The following is a 22382-nucleotide window of genomic DNA, read 5'->3' as shown; positions in this document are numbered from 1 at the left end:
ATGACCGGTTCGACCATCCCGATGAGGAGCCCATGAGACGCCGCCGCCGGCGCCGACATCGACCGAGCGTCGCGGGCGGACGCCCGTGACCGAGATCCTCCTGCTCCTCGCGGCGGCGCTGCTCGTGCTCGCCTGCGGCGTGTTCGTCGCGGCCGAGTTCGCGTTCGTCGGCGTCGACCGCGCGACGGTCGAGCGCGAGGCCGAGCACGACCGCCGCTCCCGCGGAGTCCTGTCCGCCCTGCGCTCGCTGTCCACGCAGCTCTCCGCCGCCCAGCTGGGCATCACCGTCACCAACCTCGCGATCGGCTTCCTCGCCGAGCCCGCGATCGCGCGCCTGATCACCCCGCCGCTCACGGACCTCGGGCTGCCCGAGGGCGCCGCGTCGGCGGTGTCGCTGACGGTGGCGCTGGTGCTCTCGACGGCGCTGACGATGATCTTCGGCGAGCTCGTCCCCAAGAACCTCGCCATCTCCCAGCCGCTGCGCACCTCGCGCGCCGTGCAGGGCCTCATGCGCGGGTTCACCACGGTGACCCGCCCGCTGGTGGCGCTGCTCAACAACACCTCCAACGTGCTCGTGCGCGCCGTCGGCGTGGAGCCCACCGAGGAGCTCGCCTCGGCACGCTCGGCGGAGGAGCTGTTCTCGCTGGTCCGGCGCTCGGCCGACCAGGGCACGCTCGAGGGCGGCACCGCGACGCTCGTGCAGCGCACGCTCGCCTTCACCGAGCGCCACGCCGCCGACGTCATGACCCCGCGCGGCGCGATGGAGACCCTGGCGCCCACCGACACCGTGACGGCGCTGCTCGAGCGCGCCGCCGCCACCGGGCGCTCGCGGTTCCCCGTGCTCGAGGACGACACCGCCGAGCCCGGCGTCGTCCAGGTCCGCGACGCCCTCGGGGTCGCGGACGCCGACCGCGCCGCCACCCCGGTGAGCACGCTCGCCCGCCCGGTCGAGGTCGTGCCCGAGACCGTCGACCTCGACCGCCTGCTGACGCTGCTGCGCGCCGGCGACGTGCAGCTCGCGCTCGTCGTCGACGAGTACGGCGACCTCGCGGGCCTCGTCACGCTCGAGGACCTGGTGGAGGAGATCGTCGGCGAGGTCCGCGACGAGCACGACCCGGGCACGCCGCCCGGGGAACGTCTCGGCGAGGGCTCCTGGCGCTGCGACGGCCGGCTGCGCCCCGACGAGGCGTCGGCGCTGCTCGGCTGGACGCTGCCCGAGTCGCCCGAGTACGACACCCTCGCCGGCCTGCTCGCCGAGCACCTCGGCAGCGTGCCCGCGCCGGGCGACACCGTGACCGTCACCGCGACCCGCGCCGGCGAGGAGCTCGGCGAGGTCGAGGAGCGCGAGGTCCGCCTCACGGTCGAGACGACCGAACGCTGGCGGGTCACGGCCGTGCGACTGGAGGTGCTCGCGTGAGCGTCGGGGCCGGGATCGCCACCGCCGTCGTGCTGCTGGCGGTCAACGCGTTCTTCGTGGGCGCCGAGTTCGCCCTGATCTCCGCCCGCCGTGCCTCGCTGGAGCCGCGGGCGGCGACGTCACGGGCCGCGCGCGTCACCGTGCGCGCCATGGAGAACGTCTCGCTGATGATGGCCGGCGCGCAGCTGGGCATCACGATCTGCTCGCTGGGCCTCGGCGCCCTGGGCGAGCCGGCGGTCGCCGCGGCCATCGAGCCCGCGTTCGCCGCGCTCGGCCTGCCCGAGGCGGCGGTGCACCCGGTGGCGTTCGCGATCGCGCTGCTCATCGTGGTGTTCCTGCACGTCACGGTCGGCGAGATGGTGCCGAAGAACATCGCGCTCGCCGTGCCCGACCGCGCGGCGCTCGTGCTGACCCCGCCGCTCGTGGTGATCGTGACCGTGCTGCGCCCGTTCCTGTGGGTGCTCAACGGCCTGGCGAACGTCACCCTGCGGGCGATGCGCGTCGAGCCCCGCGACGAGATGGCCAGCGCGTTCAGCCGCGACGAGGTCGCCGACCTGGTCGAGCAGTCGCGCGCCCACGGCCTGCTCGACCGGGACGAGGCGGAGCTGGTGCACGGCGCACTGGGGTTTTCGGAGGCGACGCTCGGAGGTGTCGCCGTCGACGACGTCGTCACCGCGCGGCCGGACGCCACGGTCGCCGAGCTCGAGGCCCTCGCCCACGCGCGCGGGTTCTCGCGGCTGCCGCTGCGCGACGAGCACGGCTGGCACGGGTACGTGCACGTCAAGGACCTGCTGGGCCCGCCGGCGCCGCCGCGCGACCGCCCGGTGCCCGAGCGTCTCGTGCGCCCGCTGGCCACCCTGGACGCGGACACGTCCCTGGCCGACGCGCTCACCGAGATGCGGCGCAGCGGGGCGCACCTCGTACTGGTCGGCGAGCCCGGGACGCTGCCCGCGAGCGTCGTGGCGATGGACGACGTGCTCGCCGCGCTGGTCGGCGACATCCACCACGCGGGGGCGCGCCGCTGAGTCCTCCGTCAGGCCTTGACGGCCAGCACGGGTACCTCGGCCTCGAGCAGCAGCCGTTGCGTGACGTCACCGAGCAGGGCCTTGCCGACCGGGCTGCGGCGGCGGACGCCGACCACGAGCAGGTCGACGTCGGTGTCCTCCTCGAGCAGCTCCAGCACGGCGTCGCCGTCCTCGACCCCGAGCAGGCGGTCGACGACGGTGGCGCCGTCGGGGACCTCGAGCGGGTCGGAGCGCAGGTTCAGCGCCACGACCCCGGTCGCCCGGCGCTCGCCCTCCGCCAGGGCGGCCTCGAGCGCCGCCGCGCCCTGGGGGTCGTCGGTGACCGCGACCAGGATCGTCATCGCGCTGTCATACCCCCTCCGCCCGCCCGTCACCCAGGGGGACGTCCGTGCCCAGCACACGGACGATCGGGCGTCTGTAGTGTGTGATACAGACCGCAACCTGTCCTGAATCGGACACTCCGTGTGCCCGTACGAATGTTCAGGAGGTTCCGTGAGCAGCGACGCGTCGACGACGAGCTCGCCACCGCCGATGCGCCGCATCGCGATCGCGAGCATGACCGGCACGGTCATCGAGTTCTACGACTTCTTCATCTACGGCACCGCCGCCGCGCTCGTGTTCAACAAGGTCTTCTTCCCCACGCTCGGCGCCGCGGCGGGCACGGCGCTCGCGCTCGCGACCTTCGGCGTCGCGTTCGTCGCCCGCCCGTTCGGGTCGGTGCTGTTCGGCCACTTCGGCGACAAGCTCGGCCGCAAGCGCACGCTGGTGACGACGCTGCTCCTCATGGGCCTCTCGACGCTGGCCATCGGCCTGCTGCCCACCACCGGCGCGATCGGCATCCTCGCCCCGATCCTGCTGGTGCTGCTGCGCATCCTGCAGGGCCTCGCGGTCGGCGGCGAGTGGGCCGGCGCCACGCTGCTCACCGCCGAGAACTCGCCGGGGAACTCCCGCGGCCGGTACGCGCTGTTCCCGCAGCTCGGCCCGTCGCTGGCGTTCGCCCTGGCCAGCGCGACGTTCCTGACGACCGCCCTGACGATGAGCAACGAGGCGTTCCTGGCCTGGGGCTGGCGGGTGCCGTTCATCGCGAGCGTCCTGCTCGTCGCGGTCGGGCTCTACGTGCGCCTGGCGATCACCGAGACCGCGGCCTTCAAGTCCCGCGACAAGAACGTGAGCACGCGCATGCCGGTCGCCGAGGTGCTCAGCACCCACCTGGGCCGGGTGCTGCTGGGCGCCGGGTCGACCATGGCGGTGTTCGCGTTCTTCTACATCGGCGTCACCTACCTGACGAGCTACGGCACCCAGCAGCTCGAGCTGCCGCGCACCACCGTGCTCGCGATGGGCATCATCGGCGGCCTCGTGTTCGCCGCGACGACCATCGCCGGCGCGATCCTGTCCGACCGGGTCGGGCGCCGAAGAATGATCATCATCGGCAACAGCCTCTCCGTGGTCGGCGGCCTCATCGCCTTCCCGATCCTCGACATCGGCACGGGGTGGGCGTTCGGCCTCGGGCTGTCCGTCGTGCTCGGCGTCGTCGGCCTGGCCTACGGGCCCCAGGGGGCGCAGCTGCCGGAGCTCTTCCCGACCCACTACCGCTACACCGGCGCGGGCATGGCCTACAACCTCGCCGGCGTCCTCGGCGGCGGTGTCGTGCCGCTGATCGCGACCGCCCTGGTCGCGTGGCTCGGGTCGAGCCTCGCGATCGGCGTCCTGCTCGCCGGCCTGTCGGTCGTGAGCCTGCTGTGCACCATCGCCCTGCCCGACACCGACGCGGCGTCCATCAGCCTCACGAGCGAGCCCGCGACGGCCTGAGGCCGCCGACCGGGGAACCCGGCCGGATCGGCGCCTGCTTCGTCCCTTTCGACGGGCGCCGGTCCGGCTTACCCTGCCCGGACCGCCTCTCCACGGCGGTCCGAGAGGGGGCGCTCGTGGCCCGGCCCGTCGTACCGACGCCCACGGTGTCGCCCTTCCTGCTGTCCGAGACCGGGGCGGTGAGCCGGCGCATCGAGGCCCTCGGCGTCGCGCGGCGGGTGCGCACCGGCGAGCACCTCTACCGCCAGGGCGACACCTCGACGACCTTCCACGTCCTCGTCCGCGGCCGGGTCCGGATCCACATGCTGCGCCCGGACGGCACGGTCCGGGTGATCTCGTGGGCCGAGCCCGGCGCGAGCCTCGGTGAGGGCCCCTGCTTCGACGGCGGCGGGCACCCGGTGACCGCGACCGCCGTCGTGCCGTGCGACGTCCTGTCGATCGGGCGCGACGCCGTGATCGAGGCGGGACGCGATGACCCCGAGCTGCTCGTCGAGGTCATCCGGCGCGTCGCCCACAAGCAGCGGGTGCTCCACCTGCACGTCTACCTCGACGGCCTGCCCGCCCGCGAGCGGGTCGCGCTCCTGCTGGGGCACCTGGTCGAGGCCTACGGCGAGGACGCGCTGGGCGCGTCCGCGCGGCTGAGCGTGCGCCCGCCCGTCGACGAGCTCGCGCTCATGGTCGGCCTGACGCGGGTGACGACGAGCCGCGAGCTCTCCCGCCTCGTCGCCGAAGGGGTGCTGCAGAAAGACGGGCGCAACATCGTCGTCCGGGACCTGCCGAGCCTGCGGCGGCGGGTGGACGCGGTGGCGGTCTGAGCCCCTACGGCATCAGGGGGCGGTGGCGGCGCAGGAACGCGCGCACCGCCAGCGGCGCCCCGGCGGGCAGCAGGACGCAGCCCAGCGCGCCCACGACCATCAGCGACGTCACCCCGGCGTGGATGCCGATCGCGAGCGGGACCACGCCGAACAGCACGGTGGACACCAGCCCCACGACGATCATGAGGTCGCCGACGCCGAGGCCCACCGCCGGCGGGGCGCTGACGCGGCGCACGAAGCGCGGGTCCTGGCGCGCCAGGTGCGCGACGATGCCGTCGAAACGCTCGTCGTCGGGGTCGGGTCGGCGGTCGGCGGGGTTCCCGGAGGTCTCCTCGAGCGGGCGACCGGGCTCCTCGTGCGGCTCCACCCCTCCACAGTGCGGACGAAAGCCGCCGCCGGCACCGTGTCGTCGGCCACGAGGGGCTGCGCCCAGGTGAGCGGAATGGGTCGCCAGGGCGACCCATTCCACTCACCTGCGCAGCATCGCCAGCACCTCCTCGGTCGCGTCGGCGAGGCCGGGGCTGCTGTCGCCGACGATGGCCCGCAGGTACATGCCGTCGCCGACGGTGGCCACGAGGTCGGCGGTGAAGGGGTCGCCGAGCTCCTCGGTCAGCGCCTCACGCCAGCCCGCCAGACAGCGGCGGGTCGCCTCGGCGGCGCGCGGCTCGGTGGTCGCGAGCTTGATCAGGGCGACTGTGGCGCGGAACACCGCGCTGTCCGCCGCGGGGTCGTCGACCGAGGTGCGCAGGTAGTAGCGCGCCACGCCCTCCGGCGCGGCCCGCGCGGTGGCGAGGTCGGCGTCGTTGAGCTCCCGCGCCCGGTCGAGGAGCCCGTCGAGCAGGGCCTCCCGGGACCCGAAGTGGTAGAGCAGCCCGCCCTTGGACACGCCGGCGGCCGTGGCGACGGCGTCGAGGGTGACGGTGTCGGGACCGGAGGTCACGACGAGGTCGGTGTACGCGTCGAGGATGCGATCGCGCTGTGACGGGCGAGGCACGACGGTGACGCTATACCGTCCAGCCGGTGTAGTTTCGTGCTCGTCCGAAACTACACCGTCCGGACGGTGCAGTCTGCTCGTGAGTCGTGGAGGCGACGATGTCCCGCCGGTCGAGTCCCTGGGTTGCGCTCGCCGTCCTGACGCTGCCGGTGCTGCTGATCAGCATCGACATGACGGTGCTCGGGGCGGCGCTGCCCGCCCTCACCGAGGACCTCGACCCCGGTGCGGCCGAGCAGCTCTGGATCGTCGACGCGTACTCCTTCGTGCTCGCCGGCCTGCTGGTCACCATGGGCACGCTCGGCGACCGCATCGGGCGCCGGCGCCTGCTGCTGTGGGGCGCCGCCGCGTTCGGCGTGGCCTCGGTGGCCGCGGCGTTCGCGCCGACCGCGGGCACGCTCGTCGTCGCCCGGGCCCTGCTCGGCCTCGGCGGCGCGACGCTCATGCCCTCGACGTTCTCGCTGATCAAGACCGCCTTCCCCGAGCCGCGGCGCCGCGCGACCGCGGTGGCCGTCTGGTCGGCCGCGTTCTCCGGCGGCGCCGCCGCGGGGCCCGTCGTCGGCGGCTTCCTGCTCGAGCACTTCTGGTGGGGCTCGGTCTTCCTGATCAACGTCCCGGTGATCCTGCTCCTGCTCGCGCTCGGCCCGCGCGTGCTGCCGGAGAGCCGCGACCCGCACCCGGGCCCGTTCGACCTGCCCTCGGCGGCGCTCTCGCTCGTCGCGATGTTCCCGCTGGTGGCCGCCGTGAAGACGCTCGCCACCGAGGGTGCGACGGTCGGCGCCGGCGTCGCGGCGGTCGTGGGGTTCGCGGCCGGGGCGGTGTTCGTGCGCCGCCAGCGGCGCCTGGAGCACCCCCTGATCGACCTGGAGCTGTTCGCCCGCCGCCCGTTCTCGGTGTCGGTGGTGACCAACCTGCTCGGCGTGTTCGCGCTGGTCGGGCTTCTGGTGCTGCTGCCGCAGTACCTGCAGCTGGTGCTGGGTCTCGGTCCGCTGACCGCGGCGCTGTGGATGCTGCCGGGCTCGATCGCCGGCGTGACGGGCGCGCTGGTGGCCACGCGCCTGGTGCGCCGTTTCGCCGCGCCGGGCCTGGTGGGCGCCGGGCTCGGGTTCGCCGGGGTGGGCCTCGCCCTCGTCGGCCTGTTCGGCGGGCTGGGCGCCGTGGTGGCGGGGTTCGTGCTCCTCGGCGGCGGGGTGGCGCTCGCCGAGGCGCTGACCAACGACCTCATCCTCGCCGCCGCCCCCGCCGACCGCGCCGGCGCCGCCTCGGCGATCTCCGAGACCGGCTACGAGCTCGGCGGCGCGCTCGGTACCGCGGTGCTGGGCAGCATCGCCGCCGCCGTCTTCACCGCCCGCACCGGACAGGAGACGCTCGGCGGGGCGCTCGCCCACGGTGGCCCGGTCGACGCCGCCCGCGACGCCTTCACCGCCGGCATGCAGGTCGCCTCGGCCCTCGGCGCGGTGGTCCTCGCGGTCACGGCCCTGGGCGCCTGGCGGATGCTCCGGTCGGCGGTACGCGTGGAGGAACCCGCCCTGTCAGCGGCGGCACGTCGCTGACGCCGAACGTCCGTAACGCCACGCGCTCGCCGGGGAGCGTGTGGCGTCACGGACGCCGTTCGGGCTAGCGCGGCGCGACCTCGCCCATCTCGCCCCAGCCGTCCTGCGGGACGTTCTGGACGTTGATGATCTTCGGCTTCCGGGAGACCCAGTCCGGCGCCTGCTCGACGAACTTCTGGAAGTGGTCCGACTGGACGTGCGCCTCGCCGGCGTCGTCCTGGAACGCCTCGACGAGGACGAAGGTGTTGTCCTCCTCGAGGTGCCGCGACCACTCGAAGAAGATGTTCCCGGGCTCCTTGCGCACCGCGTCGGTGAACTCCTTGACGAGCGACGGGAACTGCTCGGCGTACTCCGGCTTCACCGTCCACTTGACGTTGATGAGGATCACGGCAGGTCTCTCTCCATCCACTGGGATCACGTCGCAGCTGTCGCCGCGGATCCTCCCGCGACCCGGAAGAGGTCGCCACGCCGCGGGGGCGGCGCCAGACTGGAGCCATGGGTGAGTCGGCCGACGGACGGTCCGCCCGTCCGACGCGCCCGCTCGCCGGACACGTCGCGTACCACGGCTACGACCTGCGCGGGGGCGCTCCGGGCGTCCATCGCGGGCTGCCCTCGCCGTACCTGACGTTCATCGTCACCTACGGCGAGCCGCTGACCATGCGCACCCGCGACGGCTCGCTCGTACGCCGCGACGTCGCGATCGGCGGCCTGCACACCACGCCGGAGACGATCGTGCACAGCGGCCGCCAGTCGGGGCTGCACATCGTGCTCGACCCCCTGGCGGCGCGCGCCCTGCTCGGCCGCCCGGCCTCGGAGCTGGCCGGGATCACCGTCGACGGCGACGCGGTGCTCGGCGCCGTGGCGACGGAGCTCCACGAGCGGGTCGAGGAGGCCGAGGGCTGGGCCGGCCGGTTCGCTGCGATCGACGACGTCCTGCGCCGGGCGCTCGACGGGGCGTCCGGGTCCGCCGCGCGCCCCGTCGCCCCCGAGGTGCGGGAGGCGTGGCGGCGCGTGGTGCGCTCCGGCGGGAGGGTGCCGGTCAGCGCGCTCGCCGACGAGGTCGGGTGGAGCGAGCGCCACCTCGGCCAGCGCTTCCGCGCCGAGGTCGGGGTGGCGCCCAAGGTCGCCGGGCGGATGGCGCGGTTCGACCGGGCGCGGCGCCGGCTGGCGGCGCGGGCGTCCGCGGGCGAGCCGCTCGGGCTCGCCGACATCGCCGCCGACGGCGGCTACGCCGACCAGGCGCACCTGACGCGGGAGTTCGGCGCCCTCGCGGGGTGCTCGCCGACGCGCTGGATCGCCGAGGAGATCGGGAACATCCAAGACCCGGTGCTGCCGGAGGGGACATCGTGAGCGCCATGGACAACACCGACGGCAAGACCCCGCCGCCCACCGTCTGGCCCACCCTCGCCGCCGACGACGCCCGCGGGCTCATGGCCTGGCTGACCGGGACCCTCGGGTTCGTCGAGGTCGTCTCCTACGCCGACGACGACGGCGTCGTGCAGCACGCCGAGCTCGCGTGGCCCACCGGCGGCGGGCTCATGATGGGCCAGAAGCGCCCGGGCACCGACGAGCGCGCCACGTCGTCCGGGACCTTCGCGGCCTACGTCGTCGTCCCCGACCCCGCGGAGGTCGACGCCATCGGCGCCCGGGTCCGTGCGGCCGGCACCGGCGAGGTCGTCCGCGAGCCCTACGACACCGACTACGGCTCCCACGACGTCGCCGTGCGCGACCCCGAGGGCAACCACTGGCAGTTCGGGACCTACCCGGGCGCGCCAACACCCTGAGGGGCGCCCGGTAGGGCTCGGTGTCCATCACGTGCCGAGATCACGAGCGCCCCGGTGCACGTCGCACGCACGCCCGAGGTGGATGACGTCGCCCGTGATCACCGGTACCCCGCGCACACCGCGGCGAGAGGCACCTCACGCATGACCGAGCTCCTCACGGGCCTGATGAAGGTGCCCCTCGCCCGGCGGCGGCGCCCGGCGCGTTCCGGCGAAGGGTGCCCCTCGCCCGTCTACCCGACCGAAGGGGCCCTCCGGTCGGAACGCCTCAGCCCTCCGCCGGGAACGAGAGGTGCTGGTGCACCATCCGCCAGCCGTCGGGGGTGCGGCGGAAGACGCGGGTGCCGCGCGAGCGGACCGTCTCGCCGCCGGTGGGGGTGAGGTGGTCGATCCCCCACGACACGGCGAGGTCGCCGCCGACGCGGACCTGCAGGTCGGGGATCTCCCAGCCCACACCGCCGGGCGAGGCCTCGAGGCCCGCGCGGCACACCTCGCGGACCTCGTCGATCCCGTCGTAGGACATCTTCCCGGCCATCTCGTAGGAGACCACGTCGTCGGCGATCGTGGCGACGAGCCCCTCGAGGTCCCCGGCCGCGGTGTCCTCCACCCAGCCCCGCTGCACGTCGCGGATCGCCTGCTCGTCCTGCTCGGCGATCGGGGACTCGTCGGCGAACGAGTGGTGCTCGTGCGCGACCACCCAGCGCCCGTCCTCCCGGCGCAGGCCGAGGGTCAGGCGCAGGCGGCGCTCGGGGTGCGCGGCCCGCTCGGCGGGCGTGTCGCACACCATCAGGGCGTACGCGAAGGCGACGTCGGTGCCCGCGGTGACGTCGAGCTCGAGGATGTCGAAGCTCCCGCCGGCGGCCTGGAACGCGAAGAACGGCGGCCACGTCCGCTCGTAGGCATCGATGCCGCGCACGCCGTCGTGGGGCGGCGGGACGTCGAACATGACGATGTCGCGGGAGTGGTCGGCGAGCACCGCCTCGAGGTCGCCCGCGTGCACCGCGCGCGCCCACCGCTCGATCAGCTCGCGGATCTCGCCCTCGTCCTTCGGGTCGGAGATGGCCATGGTTCCTCCTCGGATGTGCCTCTCACCCGGTGGAACTCCCGCACGGCCGCCCAGTCATCGGTCGCCGGCGGACGATTCCAGGAAGGCCGCCGGCGGGAGGGCCCGCGGGTCGCCCGGCGCCCAGCCCACGGGATCCTCGCCGAGCGGCGCGAGGGCCCGGACCTGGTCGGCGCACCAGGGCGAGATGCCCGGCCACGTCCCGGCGAGGACGTCGTCGCGGAAGATCGCCCACGCGACGGTGCGGACCTCGTCGACCTCGCCCGGGTCCGGCTCGCGCGGCACGTCGACGGTGCGGGCAACGAACACCGGGCACATCTCGTTCTCCATCACCCCGCCCTGCTCGGCGCGGTAACGGAACCCCGGCAGCACGAGGCGCAGGGCGTCGAGCTCGATGCCGAGCTCCTGGCGGGCGCGGCGGCGCAGCGCGACGTCCATCGGCTCGCCGGGGGCCGGGTGGCCGCAGAAGCTGTTGGTCCAGACGCCCGGGAACGTGGCCTTGCTGCGGGCCCGGCGCGTCACCACCAGGTCGCCGCGCCCGTCGAACACGTAGCAGGAGAAGGCCAGGTGCAGCGGCGTCGCGTCGTGGTGCACGTCGGCCTTCGCCGCGGTACCCGCGGCCGCCCCCGCCTCGTCGAGCAGCACGACCCGTTCGGTGATCCCCACGGGTTCCCAGCTTCCCCGGACCGGACGGAAGCGGCATCTCGGAGGCGCCGAGGTCACCCCGCGGCGCGCTCGCGGACGTGCAGCAGCGCCGTCTTGTGCGGCAGGTCGACGGCCCCGACCGCGGAGAAGCCCGCCTTGGCGAGCGCGCGGTGCATGGGGGCGTTGCCGTGCTCGGGCTCGAGGACGACGCGCCGGCAGCCCGGGTCGGCGTCGAACAGCCCCTCGGCGAGCAGGGCGAGCAGCGTGGAACCGAGCCCGTCGCCGGTGCGCGCCTCCTCCCCGATCGCCAGGTGCAGCCCGAGGTCGTGGCGGCCGGCGTCGTAGTGGTCGCTCAGCGAGTCGCGCACGGCCCGGTAGATCTCGACGTAGGCCACGTCGACGCCCGCGCGGCTCACGAGGCACGGACGGCTGTGCGAGCCGGCGAGCTGCCCGGCGATCTCGGCGTCCCAGCGCTCGCGGGTCCACGCCTGGTCCCACCGCCGCGCGACGTGCGGGCGGCGCATCCACGCGTGGACGGTGGCGACGTCGTCGCTCCCGGCGAGGCGCAGCGACCACGGGGACGCGAGCACCGGGAGCGGCGGGGGTCCGACCTCGGCCGGGGGGCCGGCGGCGGCGTCGTGGTCCGTCATCGCCCCGAGTGAAGCAAGCCTCACCTCATTCGGGCAAATCGGGCGCAGTACGCCGCCGCCGCCGGCGGGCACGCAGCAGGAGATCCGGAGCGCGGGCCCGTCACCGCAGGTCAGGAGGGGTTGCCCAGCACGGGCGGGCGAAAGGTGGTAAGCAAGAGAGATCGGCGGGCCCGGGCTCATCCCTCGAGCCCGGGCCCGCCTCTCGCCGTTGCCGCTGGGCGCCACCACAACACCCGCGCAACGATGAGGCAAGCCTAACCTCATCAACGAGGATCGCGCCAGCCCCCCGCCCGATGGATTCTCACCAGCGCCCGGGCGGGCCCCAGTGGTCGCCCGGACCCCGCCCGTGACCCCGTCGCGCCCGGCCGGCGTGCCCGAGGACGACGAAGAGCAGCGGCAGGACGAACAGCCCGCCGGCCGACCCGGTGGTGGCCGCCCCGACCACCATCACCGGCAGCATCATCACCAGCAGGATCACGATCGCCAGGCCCGCCACGGGCGCGTGCACCGGCGGGCGGCCGCGGCGCTCGACCGGAGCGGGGCGCGCCTCGCGTCGCGGTGGCGCCGCCGGCAGGTCCGGCAACGTCGGGTGCGGTGACGGCAGGTCGGTGAAGAGCACCTCGAGGTCCGCGCGGTACACCGCCACGGCGGCGCGGGCGGATCGGTCGCCGAACTCGTCGACGTCGAGACGCCCGGCGGCGAGGTGCTCGCCCAGCGCGTCGAGGGCCGCGGTGCGGTCGGCGTCGCCGACGCGGAGCCCGGCGCGCCCCCGCGGCACGGGCAGGTCCCGGCCGTCCCCCGTGTGCGGATCGTCGGTGTCCACGGCGCCTCCTCACGCCGGTCGGGACGACCCCGGTGCGCCCGTCCGGCTCCTCCATCGTGCGCCTCCCGACGAGGGAGCGGTGTGAATCGCCGACAACGGACTGAGGACAGGCTCAGCTTTCTGGAATCGTTCCAATCTTTGTGGAAAGGTCGGGACATGGCCGGAGACATCTCGGGGGACGTCAGCAACGCCGTCCACCCCGAACCGCACGGCGGCGAGCTGTCCCAGCGCCTGAACTGGCTGCGCGCCGGCGTGCTCGGCGCCAACGACGGCATCGTGTCGACCGCCGGCATCGTCGTCGGCGTGGCCGGCGCGACGATCGAGCGCGGCCCGATCGCCACCGCCGGCGTCGCCGGACTCGTCGCCGGCGCGGTGTCCATGGCCCTCGGCGAGTACGTGTCGGTGTCGAGCCAGCGCGACTCGGAGCGGGCCCAGCTCGCCAAGGAGAAGCGCGAGCTGCGCGAGACGCCCCGCGAGGAGCTCGAGGAGCTGACCGAGCTCTACGAGCAGAAGGGGCTGAGCCGCGAGACCGCCCGCCAGGTCGCCGTCGAGCTCACCGCCCACGACGCCCTCGCCGCGCACGTCGACGTCGAGCTGCACCTCGACCCCGAGGAGCTCACCAGCCCGTGGCGCGCCGCGGCGGCCTCGGCCGTCTCGTTCGTCACCGGGGCGCTGCTCCCGCTGATCGCGATCCTCGCGACCCCGACGTCCTGGCGGGTCCCGGTCACCGTGGGGGTCGTGCTGCTCGCGCTCGGGCTCGCCGGGTGGATCAGCGCCCGCCTCGGCGGTGCGACGCCGCGCCGGGCCGTGCTGCGCGTCGTGGTCGGCGGCGCGCTGGGGCTGGCCGTGACCTACGGGATCGGCTGGCTCATCGGCGGGGCGGTCGGCTGACCGACAGCCTGCGTGAACCGGGCCGCGACGCGGCGGAACTCCTCGACCAGCGTGTCCGGCGACTCCACCGTGAAGTCCGCGTCCAGCCCCGTGAGGATCAGCGCCGCGGACCGCGCGTCGTCGCTCGACAGCGTCACCCGGCACGCGTCGGGGCCCAGCTCCTCGACGCGCACCTGGTCGGTCCAGATCGTCGCGCGGACCTGCGCGGCCGGGGCCTGCACGCGCACGACGCAGCGGAACGGCCGGATGTCGGCGACGCGGTCGGCGACGAACGCCGCCGGGTCGCCGCCGGGGATCTCCCGCGGCGTGAACCGGGGTCCGGTGGGCAGGCCATCGGGCGCGAGGCGCGGGGTCAGCCGGTCGACGCGCAGGGTGCGCCAGTCCTCCCGGTCGCGGTCCCACGCCACGAGGTACCAGCGCCGTCCCCAGGCCACGAGGTGGATCGGCTCGATGCGCCGGCGGGTCGGCGTGCCGTCGCGGTCGGTGTAGTCGATCTCGAGGACACGACGGTCGCGGCAGGCTCCGCCCACCGCGGCGAGCACCGCGGGGTCGACCGACGGCGCGACGCGGGGCGCCACGATCGCCACGGGCATCGCGGCGATCCGGTGGCGCAGGCGGGCGGGCAGGATGCGCTCGAGCTTGACCAGCGCCGCCAGCGCCGTCTCCCCCGTGCCCGCCACCCCGGAACCGGCCGCCGTCCGCAGGGTCACCGCGACGGCCACCGCCTCGTCGTCGTCGAGCAGCAGCGGCGGCAGCGCGGCCCCGGCACCGAGCCGGTAACCGCCGCCGGGGCCGAAGTCGACCTCGACGGGGTAGTCGAGCCCGCGCAGCTTGTCGACGTCGCGGCGCACGGTGCGGGTGGTGACACCCATGCGCTCGGCGAGCTCCGGGCCCGTCCACTCCGGGCGGGACTGCAGGAGCGACAGCAGCCGCAGGAGGCGGGCGGAGGTCTCGAGCACGCGCCCAGTGTGCCCCGGGAGGCGGACAGGAACGGTCCTCGCTGTATCGATGGTCGAGCTCTCGCTCCGCTTCGTCTCCCGCCTACCCGAAAGCCGCCCGCACCCCGTCCAGCGTCCCGAGGATCGCCGGCACGTCCGACCACACCGTGACCAGCGCGAACCCGTCGGCCGCCCGCGCCGCGGCGTACTCCGGCAGCGTCGCGTGCACCGCGGCCCGCGTCCCCGACGCCGCGCAGGCCGCGAGGACGCGGGCGAACGCGTCGTGGATCGCGGGCTCCTCGCGGTTCTGGGCCGGCCCGATCCCGAGGGCCACGCCGAGGTCTCCGGGGCCGACGAACAGGCCGTCGAGGCCGGGCACCGCGGCGATGTCCGCGGCCCGGTCCAGCGCGCCCGCGGTCTCGATCATCGCGAAGGCGAGGACGCTGTCCGCGGCGGCGATCGGGTCGTCGCCGGGGCGCAGGGCCGTGCGGACCGGGCCGAACGAGCGGCGTCCTGCCGGCGGGTAGCGGCAGGCGGCGACGAGCTCGTCGGCCGTGGCCGCGTCGGAGACCATCGGCGCGATCACACCGCGGACCCCGAGGTCGAGCACGAACCCGATGATCGACTCGTCCACGGCGGGCAGGCGCACCAGCGGGGCGAGCCCGTGCGCGGCGATCGCGCGGACGGCGTCGGCGCTGCGGGCGCGGTCGAACAGGCCGTGCTGCAGGTCGAGGGTCAGCGCGTCGAGCAGCCCGTGGCCGGACGCGTGGGCGGCGACGACCTCGGCGAGGTGCGGGTCGGGCACCGTCAGCCAGCCGTTGCGCGCGGCGCGTCCGGCCGCCCAGGCGGCGCGCACGGAGTCGTGATCAGTCACAGGTCGACACCGCCTCCCGGCCGGCGAACCGGCTCTCGAGGAACGGGACCGCGGCGGCGAAGCCAGGCGCGACCCCACCGACGTGGGTGGGCACGGGGGTGGCCACGCACTGCACGGTCGCACCGCTCGCGCACCACCGCTCGGCGAGCTCGCGGTCCTGCGCGAACGGCACGATGTCGTCGGTGACGCCGTGCACGATCAGCACCGGCGCCTCGGGGCGTCCGGTCACCGATCCGCTGCTCGTCGACGCGGGCGCGGAACGGCTCCTCGTCGAGGTGGTCGGTCGCACCCGGACCTCCTCCGGTCCAGGTCAGGCGCCGAGACCTCGGTCACCTTCTCAGGCGCTGCTCCGTTGGAGGGAACCGGGTCGGTGTTCCGTGCCCGTACAGTCGTGGGCGATGGCCGCCCCGACCCGCACTCCCGCGCCCCGGTTCACCTTCGATCGCGACACCGCCTACCGGATCACCGTGCGCGACGAGTCCGGCGAGCGCCGCGACTACACGCTCGACGCCTACCAGGGCTGGCTGTCCGGTCCCGACGGCATCCGCCACCGCTTCGGCACCCACCGGCGCACCCGCACCGAGCTGCGCGACGACAGCATCCGCACCGTCGTCGGCCCCTGATCCCACCGGGTTACTGGCTGGTATCGCTCGCTGGGCGAGCGATACCAGCCAGTAATCCGTGAACATCCCCCTCGCGCGGTGTCCCGCCGCCTCCGACTCGGCAGGACGGGCGCGGGCGAGGTCCGCTCAGGAGACCAGGCCGCAGCGGAAGCCCTGGGCCACCGCCTGGGCACGGTCGGCCGCCGACAGCTTCCGGAACAACCGGCGCGCGTGGGTCTTCACGGTGTCCTCGGACAGGTAGAGCTCGCGGCCGATCTGGCCGTTGCTCTTGCCCTGGCTCATCCCGCGCAGGACCTGCATCTCGCGCTCGGTGAGGTTGACGCCGGCGCCCGGCGAGGCGCTGCGCTGCATCGGCATCGAGCCGGCCTCGGCACCGACGGCCGAGTGGGCGAGCGCGGCGACCAGCTCGGGGCGCGAGGCGTCCCAGCGCAGGTAGCCGCGGGCGCCGCCCGCGATCGCCGCGGCGATGCTGCCGCCGTCGTCGGGCGCGCCGAAGACCATGACGTTGGCCTGCGGGTGCGCGGCCATGAGGCGCCGGGTGGCCTCGGCGCCCGAGGCGACGGCGCGCTGGGTGCCGACGAACACGACGTCCGCGCTCTGGCGCGCGTAGCGGGTGAGCAGCTCGTCCGCGGTGGACACGCAGTCGATGCGCTGGACCCCGGGCACCGCGGACATGACGCGCGTCAGTCCTTCGCGGACACTGCGCCGGTCGTCGCAGATCAGAACCGTCCTCATACAGACTCCAGTCCGAGTGGGGAGACCGCCCGTCCTGGGCGCTGCTCCCCTCATCGGCCGTCCCACCCGTCCGCTTGACCCCCGAATGACAAGAGCGTGGTTATGAACCCCCGATGGAGTGGCGTGTGAACCCCCGCCGCGTGTTGCTCGTCAACGGTCCCAACCTGGATCTCCTCGGCCGCCGCGAGCCCGAGATCTACGGCCGCGACACCCTCGCCGACCTGGAGGATCGTGCCCGGCGCGTCGGCGCCGACCTGGGGCTCGAGGTCGACGCGCGCCAGAGCAACCACGAGGGCGTGCTCATCGACACGGTGCACGAGGCGATGACCGGGCACGGCGGAGTGATCATCAATCCGGGCGGCTACACCCACACGTCCGTGGCCCTGCGGGACGCGCTGGCGGCACTGCCCGTCCCGGTGGTCGAGGTGCACCTGTCGAACGTCCATGCACGGGAGGCGTTCCGGTCGCACTCGTACGTGTCACCGATGGCCACGGCCGTGATCGCCGGGGCCGGGATCACGGGCTACGACCTCGCGCTGCGTTTCCTCGCCGAGCGGATCGTGCGTCAGGCCTGAAGCCCGGCGCGCCGGGCCAGGCCCGCGAGCTCGCCGGCCAGGGCGTCGGGGAACTGCAGGGGCAGGAAGTGCGAGCCCGGCAGGCGGACGAGCCGCGTGTCGGGCAGCACGCCCGCCAGGGCCGCCATGTCGGCGGGCGGGGCGAGGGTGTCGTAGTCGCCGGACACGACCGTCGCGGGCATGGTCAGCGTGCGCAGGACCGCGTCGTCCGGGGCCTCGTGGTCGGCGGCGGCGAGCACCATGCGCGAGAACCAGGTCCAGTCGTGCCGGGCGAACTGCCGGGCCACCTCGGCCAGCGTGATCATCGGGGCGGTCGCGCCGGTCGGGTCCGGCGCGGCCGGGTCGACGCCGGCGCGGTCCAGGGCGTCCCGCGAGGCGTCCATGCCGCGTGGCAGCAGGTCGATCACCCCGGAGATCGGCGGGCCGACCACCCGCAGCAGCCATCCCCCGAGCCGCGCGGCGCGCCGGTGGACTCCCTCGGGGACCGACGAGCCGGGGAACGCGGGCAGCACCCGGAACAGGCCCGTCGCGACGCCACCGAGCGCGAGCAGCCCCGCGACCCGCTCCGGGGCGCGCCGCGCCGCCTCGATCGCCACCGCGACGCCCACCGACCAGCCGACCACGATCGCCCGGTCCATGCCGGCGGCGTCCATGACCGCGAGCAGGTCCTCGGCGTGGTCGCCGATGCCGATGCGCGTCTCGTCCGCCGGGCGGTCCGACCCGCCGAGACCGCGGTGGTGCCAGCTCGTCGCGTGGTAGCCGCAGTCGGGGCCGTGCAGGAAGGGCCACGCCGTCGGGCTCGCGCCCAGGCCGTTGGAGATGACGACGGGCACGCCCGCGGCGTCGTTGTCCCAGCGCCGCAGGCGCGTGCCGTCCCGGGCGAGCACGTCCTCGACGTGCCCGCCGCCGTCCTCGGGGTCGCTCACTTCCTCAGGATGCCGCCGACGCCCGCTGCTTCATCTCCTCCTCGGAGAGGTAGTCGCGCGTCTCCTCGAACGAGGACGTCTCACTCTTGCGGCCGTGCAGGAAGCCGATGCGGATGAAGTCGTCGCCGCCGAACAGGTGGAGGATCCAGTTGAAGACCACGCGGGCCCGCGTGCGGGCCTGCGGCAGCGCGTAGAGGTGGTAGCCGCGGGTCACCAGCTGGGCGAGCATGCCGGTCAGGCGGAGCTTGAGGGGGTGCGCCACCGCCTGGGTGCCGCCGAGGTCGACGACGAGGCCGAGGTCGTGGTGCTTGTACTCGCGCAGCGGCTGGCCCCGCAGCGACGCGACGACGTTGTCGGCCGCGATGACCGCCTGCCGGGTGGCGTGCTGCGCGGTGGGCGGGCAGAGGGCCGACCCGGGCGGGCTCGCGGTGAGGTCGGGGACCGCGGCGGCGTCGCCGAGCACGAACACGTCCTCGTAGCCGTCGAGCCGCAGGTCCGTCGTCGTCTTCACCCGGCCGCGGACCAGCTCGACGCCGAGGGTCTTGACCAGCGGGCTCGCGGTGACGCCCGCGGTCCACACCAGCGTCTTGGTCGGGATGACGCTGCCGTCGGTGAGGGTGACGCTGTCCGCGGTGACCTCCTCGACGCCCGTCTCCAGGCGGACGCCGATCCCGCGGCGGCGCAGCAGGTCGAGGGCCTCCTCGCCGAGGCGCTGCCCGAGCTCGGGCATGAGGCGCGGAGCGATGTCGACCAGCGTCCACTTCACCAGCGTCGGGTCGAGGCGCGGGAAGCGCTTCAGCGCCGCGTCGGTGAGCAGCTCGAGCGACGCCGCGGTCTCGGTGCCCGCGTAGCCGCCGCCGACCACGACGAAGCTGCAGCGGGCCGCGCGCTCCTCGGGGTCGGTGGAGGCGTTGGCCAGCTCGAGCTGGGAGAGCACGTGGTCGCGCAGGTAGGCGGCCTCGCCGAGGTTCTTCATGCCCAGGCCGTGCTCCTCGAGCCCGGGGATGTCGAACTGCCGGGTGACACTGCCGGCGGTGATGATCAGGCGGTCGTAGGGCAGGTCGACCACGTTCTCGTCGATCTTGCGGACGACGGCGACCTTGCGCTGCAGGTCGACCCCCACGACCTGGCCCGGCAGGCGCTGCGCCCGCTTGATGGCCCGCGGCAGCGGCACGGTGACCGACTGCGCGGTGATCACCCCGGCCGCGACCTGGGGCAGCAGGGGGAGGTAGAGCATGTAGTCGTGGGGGTTGACCACCACGACCTCCACCTCGCCACGTGCCAGCTCACCCTTGAGCTCGCGTTCGAGGCGCTGGACGGCCTTCAAGCCGGCGAACCCGGCGCCGACCACCACGATGCGCTGCGCGCTCATCTGAGCATGTCCTCCTAGACCGCGTTCCTTCCGCGAAGTTCTGCCCTGGTCGGGCGTTCAGCACACCTTTCCGTGCCGACACGACCGGGCCCATGACGGTCCTCACAGGGCGACCCGGGACGGGTCGCCCGGCCGACCGTCGCCGTTCATGGTCTCCTCCCCGCACCCGACGGGCATCCCCCTGCAGGACCCGCGTACCGAGGAGACCGCATGCCGACGACCGTGCTGTTCACCGGTTTCCCCGGTTTCCTCGGCAGCGCGCTGCTGCCGCGCACCCTGCGGCGCTCGCCCGACGCCGCCGCGGTGGCGCTGGTGCAGGAGCGCTGGCTCGACCGGGCGCGCACCACGCTGGCGCGCCTCGAGGCCGCTGAGCCCGCGATCGCCGGGCGCACGCGCCTCGTCGTCGGCGACATCACGCAGCCGGGCCTGGGCCTCGACGCCGACGAGACCGACGCGCTGCGGGCGGGGCCGCTGGAGGTGTTCCACCTCGCCGCGGTCTACGACCTGTCGGTGCCCGCGGACCTCGCGTGGTCGGTCAACGTCGACGGCACGCGCCACGTCGTCGACTTCGTCCGCGGCGCCGACGAGCTCGTCCGCCTGCAGTACGTCAGCACCTGCTACGTCTCCGGACGCTACGACGGGATCTTCGCCGAGGACGACCTGGCGCTCGGGCAGACGTTCTCGAACCACTACGAGCACACCAAGCACGAGGCCGAGCGCATCGTCGCGAAGGCCCGGGACGCGGGCACGCCGGTGACGATCTACCGGCCGTCGGTCGTGGTCGGCGACAGCCGCACGGGCGAGACCCAGAAGTACGACGGGCCGTACTACGCGCTGCAGCTCATCGCCCGCCAGGGACGGGTCGCGGTGATGCCGCTGCCCGAGGACCCGTCGCGCGTGCAGTTCAACCTCGTGCCCAGCGACTTCGTCGTCGACGCGATCGCCGCGCTCGCCCCGTACCCGGGGGCCCTGAACCGGACCGTCGCCCTGGCCAACCCGGCGCCGCTGTCGGTGCTGGAGATGTGCGAGGCGTTCGCGGCCCACACCGACAAGAAGCTGCGCGTCGTCCCGGTGCCGAGCGGGCTGTCGAAGTTCTCGATCGACCACCTGCCCGGCGTCGGGCGCCTGTTCAAGCTGCCCTCGTCGACGCTGGACTACCTCACCCACCCGACCGTCTACGACGTCACGGCGACCACGGCGCTGCTCGACGAGGTGGGCGTGCGCTGCCCGCCGTTCGTCGAGCACGTCGGCGCGATGGTCGCCTTCCACCGCGAGCACCCGGACGTCGGCAGCGCCGCGATGGTGTGAGATCGGGGTGGTCCTAGACTGGACCCGATGTCCCGTCGCGTGGCGCTCATCGACTCCGGGTGCGGCCTGCTGCCCACCGCCGGATGGCTGCGCCACCTGCGCCCCGACCTCGCGCTCGACCTCTACCTCGACCCCGAGGGCATGCCCTGGGGGTCGAAGCCGTCGGAGTGGATCGTCGACCGGGTGGTCGGCACCGGGCGGCTCGCGGTCGCCCGCGGCGCCGACGCGATCGTGGTGCCCTGCAACACCGCCTCGGTGACCGCCGTGGTGCCGCTGCGCGCGGCCCTGGAGCCCGACCACCCGGTGGTGGCCACCGTGCCCGCGGTGAAGCCCGCCGGCGCGACCGGGCTGCCGTTCGCGGTCTGGGCCACCGAGCGCACCACGGTCAGCGACTACCAGGCCGACCTGCTCGACCAGTTCGCCGCGCCCGGCCAGGCCGAGTCGGTCGCCTGCCCCGGGCTCGCCACGGCCGTCGAGCACGCCGACGCCGCGGCCGTGCGCGAGGCGATCGCCCTCGCCGCGGCGCGCACGCCGGCCCGGTGCCGGTCGGTGGTGCTGGGGTGCACGCACTACCCGCTGGTCGTCGACGACATCCTCGCCGCCCTCCCGCCCGGCACCGGCCTGCACGACAGCTCGCGCGCCGTCGCCGGCCAGGCCCTGCGCCGCCTCGGCATCCCCGAGGACCCCGCGGCCGAGCCCGCCGAGGTCCGCGTCCACCTCGGCGGCGAGGAGGGCGCGCTGCCGGCGCCGGCGCTCGCCTACCCGATCGGCCGCGCGCTGGCCCGCGGCGGGCGGATCGCGCGCGCCGAGCTGCCGGCCACCGACGAGTCCGGGCGCGGGACGGACCCGGACACCGCGGAGCAGCCGGCGCTGCGGGGAGTGTGACCTCCTCGATCTCCGGTGTGAGCGTCCGATCATTCGGGCGTGCGGCGCTCCCCCGGGTGATCGGATCGTTTCCGTTGCGCACGAGCAGAACGGAGACGAGGGCATGACCACCACCGCGGACGCACTCACCGACACCGAGATGCGGCTGGTGGACCGCTACACCCGCGACGGCGTGCCCGCCGAGCACGTGCGCCTGCTCGTCACGGCCGCGCGCGAGCGGCTGGCCGACGCGCGCGTCAGCACCTTCGTACCGATCCTCGTCGAGCGCTCGGTGCGCAACGCCCTGGCCGTCTGACCCCCTAGGCTCCTCGGCGTGATCCCCGCCGAGAACATCCGCGACTGGCGCGGCCGCCCCGTCGTCGACGCCGAGGACGCGAAGATCGGCACGCTCGAGGCCGTCTACGTCGACACCCTCGGAGACGAGGCGGTGTTCGTGACGGTGAAGCTGTCCTCGCTGTTCGGGAAGGCGCGCCTGGTGTTCGCGCCGCTCAAGGGTGCCGTCGTCACCCCGGACCACCTCAAGGTCGCCTTCGGCCGCGAGCTGGTGCGCGAGGCGCCGGGCATCGACACGGACGGGGAGCTGCACGCCACCGACGAGCCGGGCGTGTTCGCGCACTACGGGCTCGCGTACCAGACGGGCTCGCTGGGCGAGCGGCGTCTCGCGCGCCGCTGAGCCGTTCGCC

The 22382-nt window shown here is 74.6% G+C and carries 28 protein-coding genes; 14 read left to right on the top strand and 14 right to left on the bottom strand.

Annotation, left to right across the window (positions count from 1 at the left end; genetic code table 11):
- Positions 1-85 precede the first annotated feature (85 nt).
- Both WCD58_RS09455 and WCD58_RS09450 read left to right on the top strand, forming a co-directional pair.
- Positions 86-1417 (top strand): hemolysin family protein, encoded by a 1332-nt coding sequence (locus WCD58_RS09455; protein ID WP_337701954.1) that lies wholly within the window; start codon positions 86-88, stop codon positions 1415-1417.
- Positions 1414-2442, top strand: coding sequence for a hemolysin family protein (locus WCD58_RS09450; protein WP_337701952.1), 1029 nt, complete (start codon positions 1414-1416; stop codon positions 2440-2442). The genes WCD58_RS09455 and WCD58_RS09450 overlap by 4 nt, the downstream gene beginning before the upstream one ends.
- An 8-nt stretch (positions 2443-2450) precedes the next feature.
- On the opposite strand, the gene WCD58_RS09445 is transcribed toward WCD58_RS09450, so the two are convergent.
- Positions 2451-2783, bottom strand: a complete 333-nt coding sequence (locus WCD58_RS09445) for a universal stress protein (protein WP_337701950.1) — start codon at positions 2781-2783, stop codon at positions 2451-2453.
- A 151-nt stretch (positions 2784-2934) separates the two neighbouring features.
- On the opposite strand from WCD58_RS09445, the gene WCD58_RS09440 reads away from it, so the two are divergent.
- On the top strand, positions 2935-4251 hold the full coding sequence (locus tag WCD58_RS09440; RefSeq protein ID WP_337701948.1) for an MFS transporter: 1317 nt from the start codon (positions 2935-2937) through the stop codon (positions 4249-4251).
- Between the two features lie 146 nt (positions 4252-4397).
- Positions 4398-5066, top strand: coding sequence for a Crp/Fnr family transcriptional regulator (locus tag WCD58_RS09435; RefSeq protein ID WP_337701946.1), 669 nt, complete (start codon positions 4398-4400; stop codon positions 5064-5066).
- A 4-nt stretch (positions 5067-5070) separates the two neighbouring features.
- Here the strand turns inward: WCD58_RS09435 and WCD58_RS09430 are convergent, their stop codons facing one another.
- Positions 5071-5433 (bottom strand): DUF3040 domain-containing protein, encoded by a 363-nt coding sequence (locus tag WCD58_RS09430; RefSeq protein ID WP_337701944.1) that lies wholly within the window; start codon positions 5431-5433, stop codon positions 5071-5073.
- Between the two features lie 102 nt (positions 5434-5535).
- Positions 5536-6060 (bottom strand): TetR/AcrR family transcriptional regulator, encoded by a 525-nt coding sequence (locus WCD58_RS09425; RefSeq protein WP_337701942.1) that lies wholly within the window; start codon positions 6058-6060, stop codon positions 5536-5538.
- 98 nt (positions 6061-6158) lie between these two features.
- Between WCD58_RS09425 and WCD58_RS09420 the strand changes: the two genes are divergently transcribed.
- Positions 6159-7610, top strand: coding sequence for an MFS transporter (locus tag WCD58_RS09420; protein ID WP_337701940.1), 1452 nt, complete (start codon positions 6159-6161; stop codon positions 7608-7610).
- Between the two features lie 64 nt (positions 7611-7674).
- On the opposite strand, the gene WCD58_RS09415 is transcribed toward WCD58_RS09420, so the two are convergent.
- Entirely contained in the window at positions 7675-7998 is a 324-nt protein-coding gene (locus WCD58_RS09415; RefSeq protein WP_337701938.1) for a putative quinol monooxygenase, read from the bottom strand.
- Between the two features lie 107 nt (positions 7999-8105).
- On the opposite strand from WCD58_RS09415, the gene WCD58_RS09410 reads away from it, so the two are divergent.
- Together WCD58_RS09410 and WCD58_RS09405 are read left to right on the top strand one after the other, a co-directional pair.
- Complete coding sequence (locus tag WCD58_RS09410; RefSeq protein WP_337701936.1) at positions 8106-8960, top strand: helix-turn-helix domain-containing protein; 855 nt, start codon at positions 8106-8108, stop codon at positions 8958-8960.
- Positions 8961-8965: 5 nt separating this feature from the next.
- The gene (locus tag WCD58_RS09405) at positions 8966-9394 is read left to right on the top strand and encodes a VOC family protein (protein WP_337701934.1); all 429 of its coding nucleotides are present in this window, start codon (positions 8966-8968) and stop codon (positions 9392-9394) included.
- A gap of 265 nt (positions 9395-9659) precedes the next feature.
- On the opposite strand, the gene WCD58_RS09400 is transcribed toward WCD58_RS09405, so the two are convergent.
- From WCD58_RS09400 to WCD58_RS09385, 4 genes are all read right to left on the bottom strand, one after another.
- The gene (locus tag WCD58_RS09400) at positions 9660-10457 is read right to left on the bottom strand and encodes a YybH family protein (RefSeq protein WP_337701931.1); all 798 of its coding nucleotides are present in this window, start codon (positions 10455-10457) and stop codon (positions 9660-9662) included.
- Positions 10458-10511: 54 nt separating this feature from the next.
- On the bottom strand, positions 10512-11114 hold the full coding sequence (gene idi, locus WCD58_RS09395; protein WP_373696199.1) for an isopentenyl-diphosphate Delta-isomerase: 603 nt from the start codon (positions 11112-11114) through the stop codon (positions 10512-10514).
- A gap of 59 nt (positions 11115-11173) precedes the next feature.
- Positions 11174-11749, bottom strand: a complete 576-nt coding sequence (locus WCD58_RS09390) for a GNAT family N-acetyltransferase (protein ID WP_337701927.1) — start codon at positions 11747-11749, stop codon at positions 11174-11176.
- Positions 11750-12050: 301 nt separating this feature from the next.
- The gene (locus WCD58_RS09385) at positions 12051-12572 is read right to left on the bottom strand and encodes a DUF1707 SHOCT-like domain-containing protein (RefSeq protein ID WP_337701925.1); all 522 of its coding nucleotides are present in this window, start codon (positions 12570-12572) and stop codon (positions 12051-12053) included.
- A gap of 156 nt (positions 12573-12728) precedes the next feature.
- On the opposite strand from WCD58_RS09385, the gene WCD58_RS09380 reads away from it, so the two are divergent.
- Positions 12729-13463: a VIT1/CCC1 transporter family protein gene (locus tag WCD58_RS09380; protein ID WP_337701923.1), complete on the top strand. Its 735-nt coding sequence runs from the start codon at positions 12729-12731 to the stop codon at positions 13461-13463.
- Here the strand turns inward: WCD58_RS09380 and WCD58_RS09375 are convergent.
- The 3 genes from WCD58_RS09375 to WCD58_RS09365 all read right to left on the bottom strand — a co-directional run bounded on the left by WCD58_RS09375 (position 13424) and on the right by WCD58_RS09365 (position 15504).
- Positions 13424-14422: a helix-turn-helix transcriptional regulator gene (locus tag WCD58_RS09375; protein ID WP_337701921.1), complete on the bottom strand. Its 999-nt coding sequence runs from the start codon at positions 14420-14422 to the stop codon at positions 13424-13426. The genes WCD58_RS09380 and WCD58_RS09375 overlap by 40 nt on opposite strands.
- An 82-nt stretch (positions 14423-14504) precedes the next feature.
- Complete coding sequence (locus WCD58_RS09370) at positions 14505-15275, bottom strand: HpcH/HpaI aldolase family protein (protein ID WP_337701919.1); 771 nt, start codon at positions 15273-15275, stop codon at positions 14505-14507.
- Positions 15268-15504 carry a lipase family protein gene (locus WCD58_RS09365; RefSeq protein WP_337701917.1) on the bottom strand — a complete coding sequence of 79 codons (237 nt, stop codon included), beginning with the start codon at positions 15502-15504 and terminating at the stop codon, positions 15268-15270. Before WCD58_RS09365 ends, WCD58_RS09370 begins: the two co-directional genes overlap by 8 nt.
- Before the next feature lie 169 nt (positions 15505-15673).
- Here WCD58_RS09365 and WCD58_RS09360 point away from each other — a divergent pair, with 169 nt between their 5' ends.
- On the top strand, positions 15674-15898 hold the full coding sequence (locus WCD58_RS09360) for a hypothetical protein (RefSeq protein WP_337701915.1): 225 nt from the start codon (positions 15674-15676) through the stop codon (positions 15896-15898).
- 126 nt (positions 15899-16024) lie between these two features.
- On the opposite strand, the gene WCD58_RS09355 is transcribed toward WCD58_RS09360, so the two are convergent.
- On the bottom strand, positions 16025-16633 hold the full coding sequence (locus WCD58_RS09355; protein WP_133825664.1) for a response regulator transcription factor: 609 nt from the start codon (positions 16631-16633) through the stop codon (positions 16025-16027).
- 125 nt (positions 16634-16758) lie between these two features.
- On the opposite strand from WCD58_RS09355, the gene aroQ reads away from it, so the two are divergent.
- The gene (gene aroQ / locus WCD58_RS09350) at positions 16759-17208 is read left to right on the top strand and encodes a type II 3-dehydroquinate dehydratase (protein WP_337701911.1); all 450 of its coding nucleotides are present in this window, start codon (positions 16759-16761) and stop codon (positions 17206-17208) included.
- Here aroQ and WCD58_RS09345 read toward each other — a convergent pair.
- Both WCD58_RS09345 and WCD58_RS09340 read right to left on the bottom strand, forming a co-directional pair.
- On the bottom strand, positions 17199-18134 hold the full coding sequence (locus WCD58_RS09345) for an alpha/beta fold hydrolase (protein WP_337701910.1): 936 nt from the start codon (positions 18132-18134) through the stop codon (positions 17199-17201). The genes aroQ and WCD58_RS09345 overlap by 10 nt on opposite strands.
- Positions 18135-18138: 4 nt before the next feature.
- Entirely contained in the window at positions 18139-19506 is a 1368-nt protein-coding gene (locus WCD58_RS09340; protein WP_337701908.1) for an NAD(P)/FAD-dependent oxidoreductase, read from the bottom strand.
- A 210-nt stretch (positions 19507-19716) separates the two neighbouring features.
- On the opposite strand from WCD58_RS09340, the gene WCD58_RS09335 reads away from it, so the two are divergent.
- From WCD58_RS09335 to WCD58_RS09320, 4 genes are all read left to right on the top strand, one after another.
- On the top strand, positions 19717-20814 hold the full coding sequence (locus WCD58_RS09335) for an SDR family oxidoreductase (protein ID WP_337701906.1): 1098 nt from the start codon (positions 19717-19719) through the stop codon (positions 20812-20814).
- Between the two features lie 27 nt (positions 20815-20841).
- Complete coding sequence (locus WCD58_RS09330; RefSeq protein ID WP_337701904.1) at positions 20842-21699, top strand: glutamate racemase; 858 nt, start codon at positions 20842-20844, stop codon at positions 21697-21699.
- A gap of 103 nt (positions 21700-21802) precedes the next feature.
- The gene (locus tag WCD58_RS09325; protein ID WP_337701902.1) at positions 21803-21994 is read left to right on the top strand and encodes a three-helix bundle dimerization domain-containing protein; all 192 of its coding nucleotides are present in this window, start codon (positions 21803-21805) and stop codon (positions 21992-21994) included.
- Positions 21995-22012: 18 nt separating this feature from the next.
- Positions 22013-22372, top strand: coding sequence for a PRC-barrel domain-containing protein (locus tag WCD58_RS09320; protein WP_337701900.1), 360 nt, complete (start codon positions 22013-22015; stop codon positions 22370-22372).
- Positions 22373-22382: the final 10 nt, after the last annotated feature.

This window comes from Actinomycetospora flava (assembly GCF_037400335.1).
GTDB lineage: Bacteria > Actinomycetota > Actinomycetes > Mycobacteriales > Pseudonocardiaceae > Actinomycetospora > Actinomycetospora flava.
Note: the sequence above shows the minus strand (reverse complement) of the source record. Positions and strands in the feature narration are given on the sequence as shown.

Bases quoted from the DNA above. Each gene is read 5' to 3' on its own strand.
- WCD58_RS09340 (WP_337701908.1), bottom strand. From the start codon at position 19,506: ATGAGCGCGCAGCGCATCGTGGTGGTCGGCGCCGGGTTCGCCGGCTTG.
- WCD58_RS09325 (WP_337701902.1), top strand. From the start codon at position 21,803: ATGACCACCACCGCGGACGCACTCACCGACACCGAGATGCGGCTGGTG.
- WCD58_RS09410 (WP_337701936.1), top strand. From the start codon at position 8,106: ATGGGTGAGTCGGCCGACGGACGGTCCGCCCGTCCGACGCGCCCGCTC.
- WCD58_RS09360 (WP_337701915.1), top strand. From the start codon at position 15,674: ATGGCCGCCCCGACCCGCACTCCCGCGCCCCGGTTCACCTTCGATCGC.
- WCD58_RS09420 (WP_337701940.1), top strand. From the start codon at position 6,159: ATGTCCCGCCGGTCGAGTCCCTGGGTTGCGCTCGCCGTCCTGACGCTG.
- WCD58_RS09405 (WP_337701934.1), top strand. From the start codon at position 8,966: ATGGACAACACCGACGGCAAGACCCCGCCGCCCACCGTCTGGCCCACC.
- WCD58_RS09335 (WP_337701906.1), top strand. From the start codon at position 19,717: ATGCCGACGACCGTGCTGTTCACCGGTTTCCCCGGTTTCCTCGGCAGC.
- WCD58_RS09330 (WP_337701904.1), top strand. From the start codon at position 20,842: ATGTCCCGTCGCGTGGCGCTCATCGACTCCGGGTGCGGCCTGCTGCCC.
- WCD58_RS09380 (WP_337701923.1), top strand. From the start codon at position 12,729: ATGGCCGGAGACATCTCGGGGGACGTCAGCAACGCCGTCCACCCCGAA.
- WCD58_RS09445 (WP_337701950.1), bottom strand. From the start codon at position 2,783: ATGACGATCCTGGTCGCGGTCACCGACGACCCCCAGGGCGCGGCGGCG.
- WCD58_RS09400 (WP_337701931.1), bottom strand. From the start codon at position 10,457: ATGGCCATCTCCGACCCGAAGGACGAGGGCGAGATCCGCGAGCTGATC.
- WCD58_RS09390 (WP_337701927.1), bottom strand. From the start codon at position 11,749: ATGACGGACCACGACGCCGCCGCCGGCCCCCCGGCCGAGGTCGGACCC.
- WCD58_RS09355 (WP_133825664.1), bottom strand. From the start codon at position 16,633: ATGAGGACGGTTCTGATCTGCGACGACCGGCGCAGTGTCCGCGAAGGA.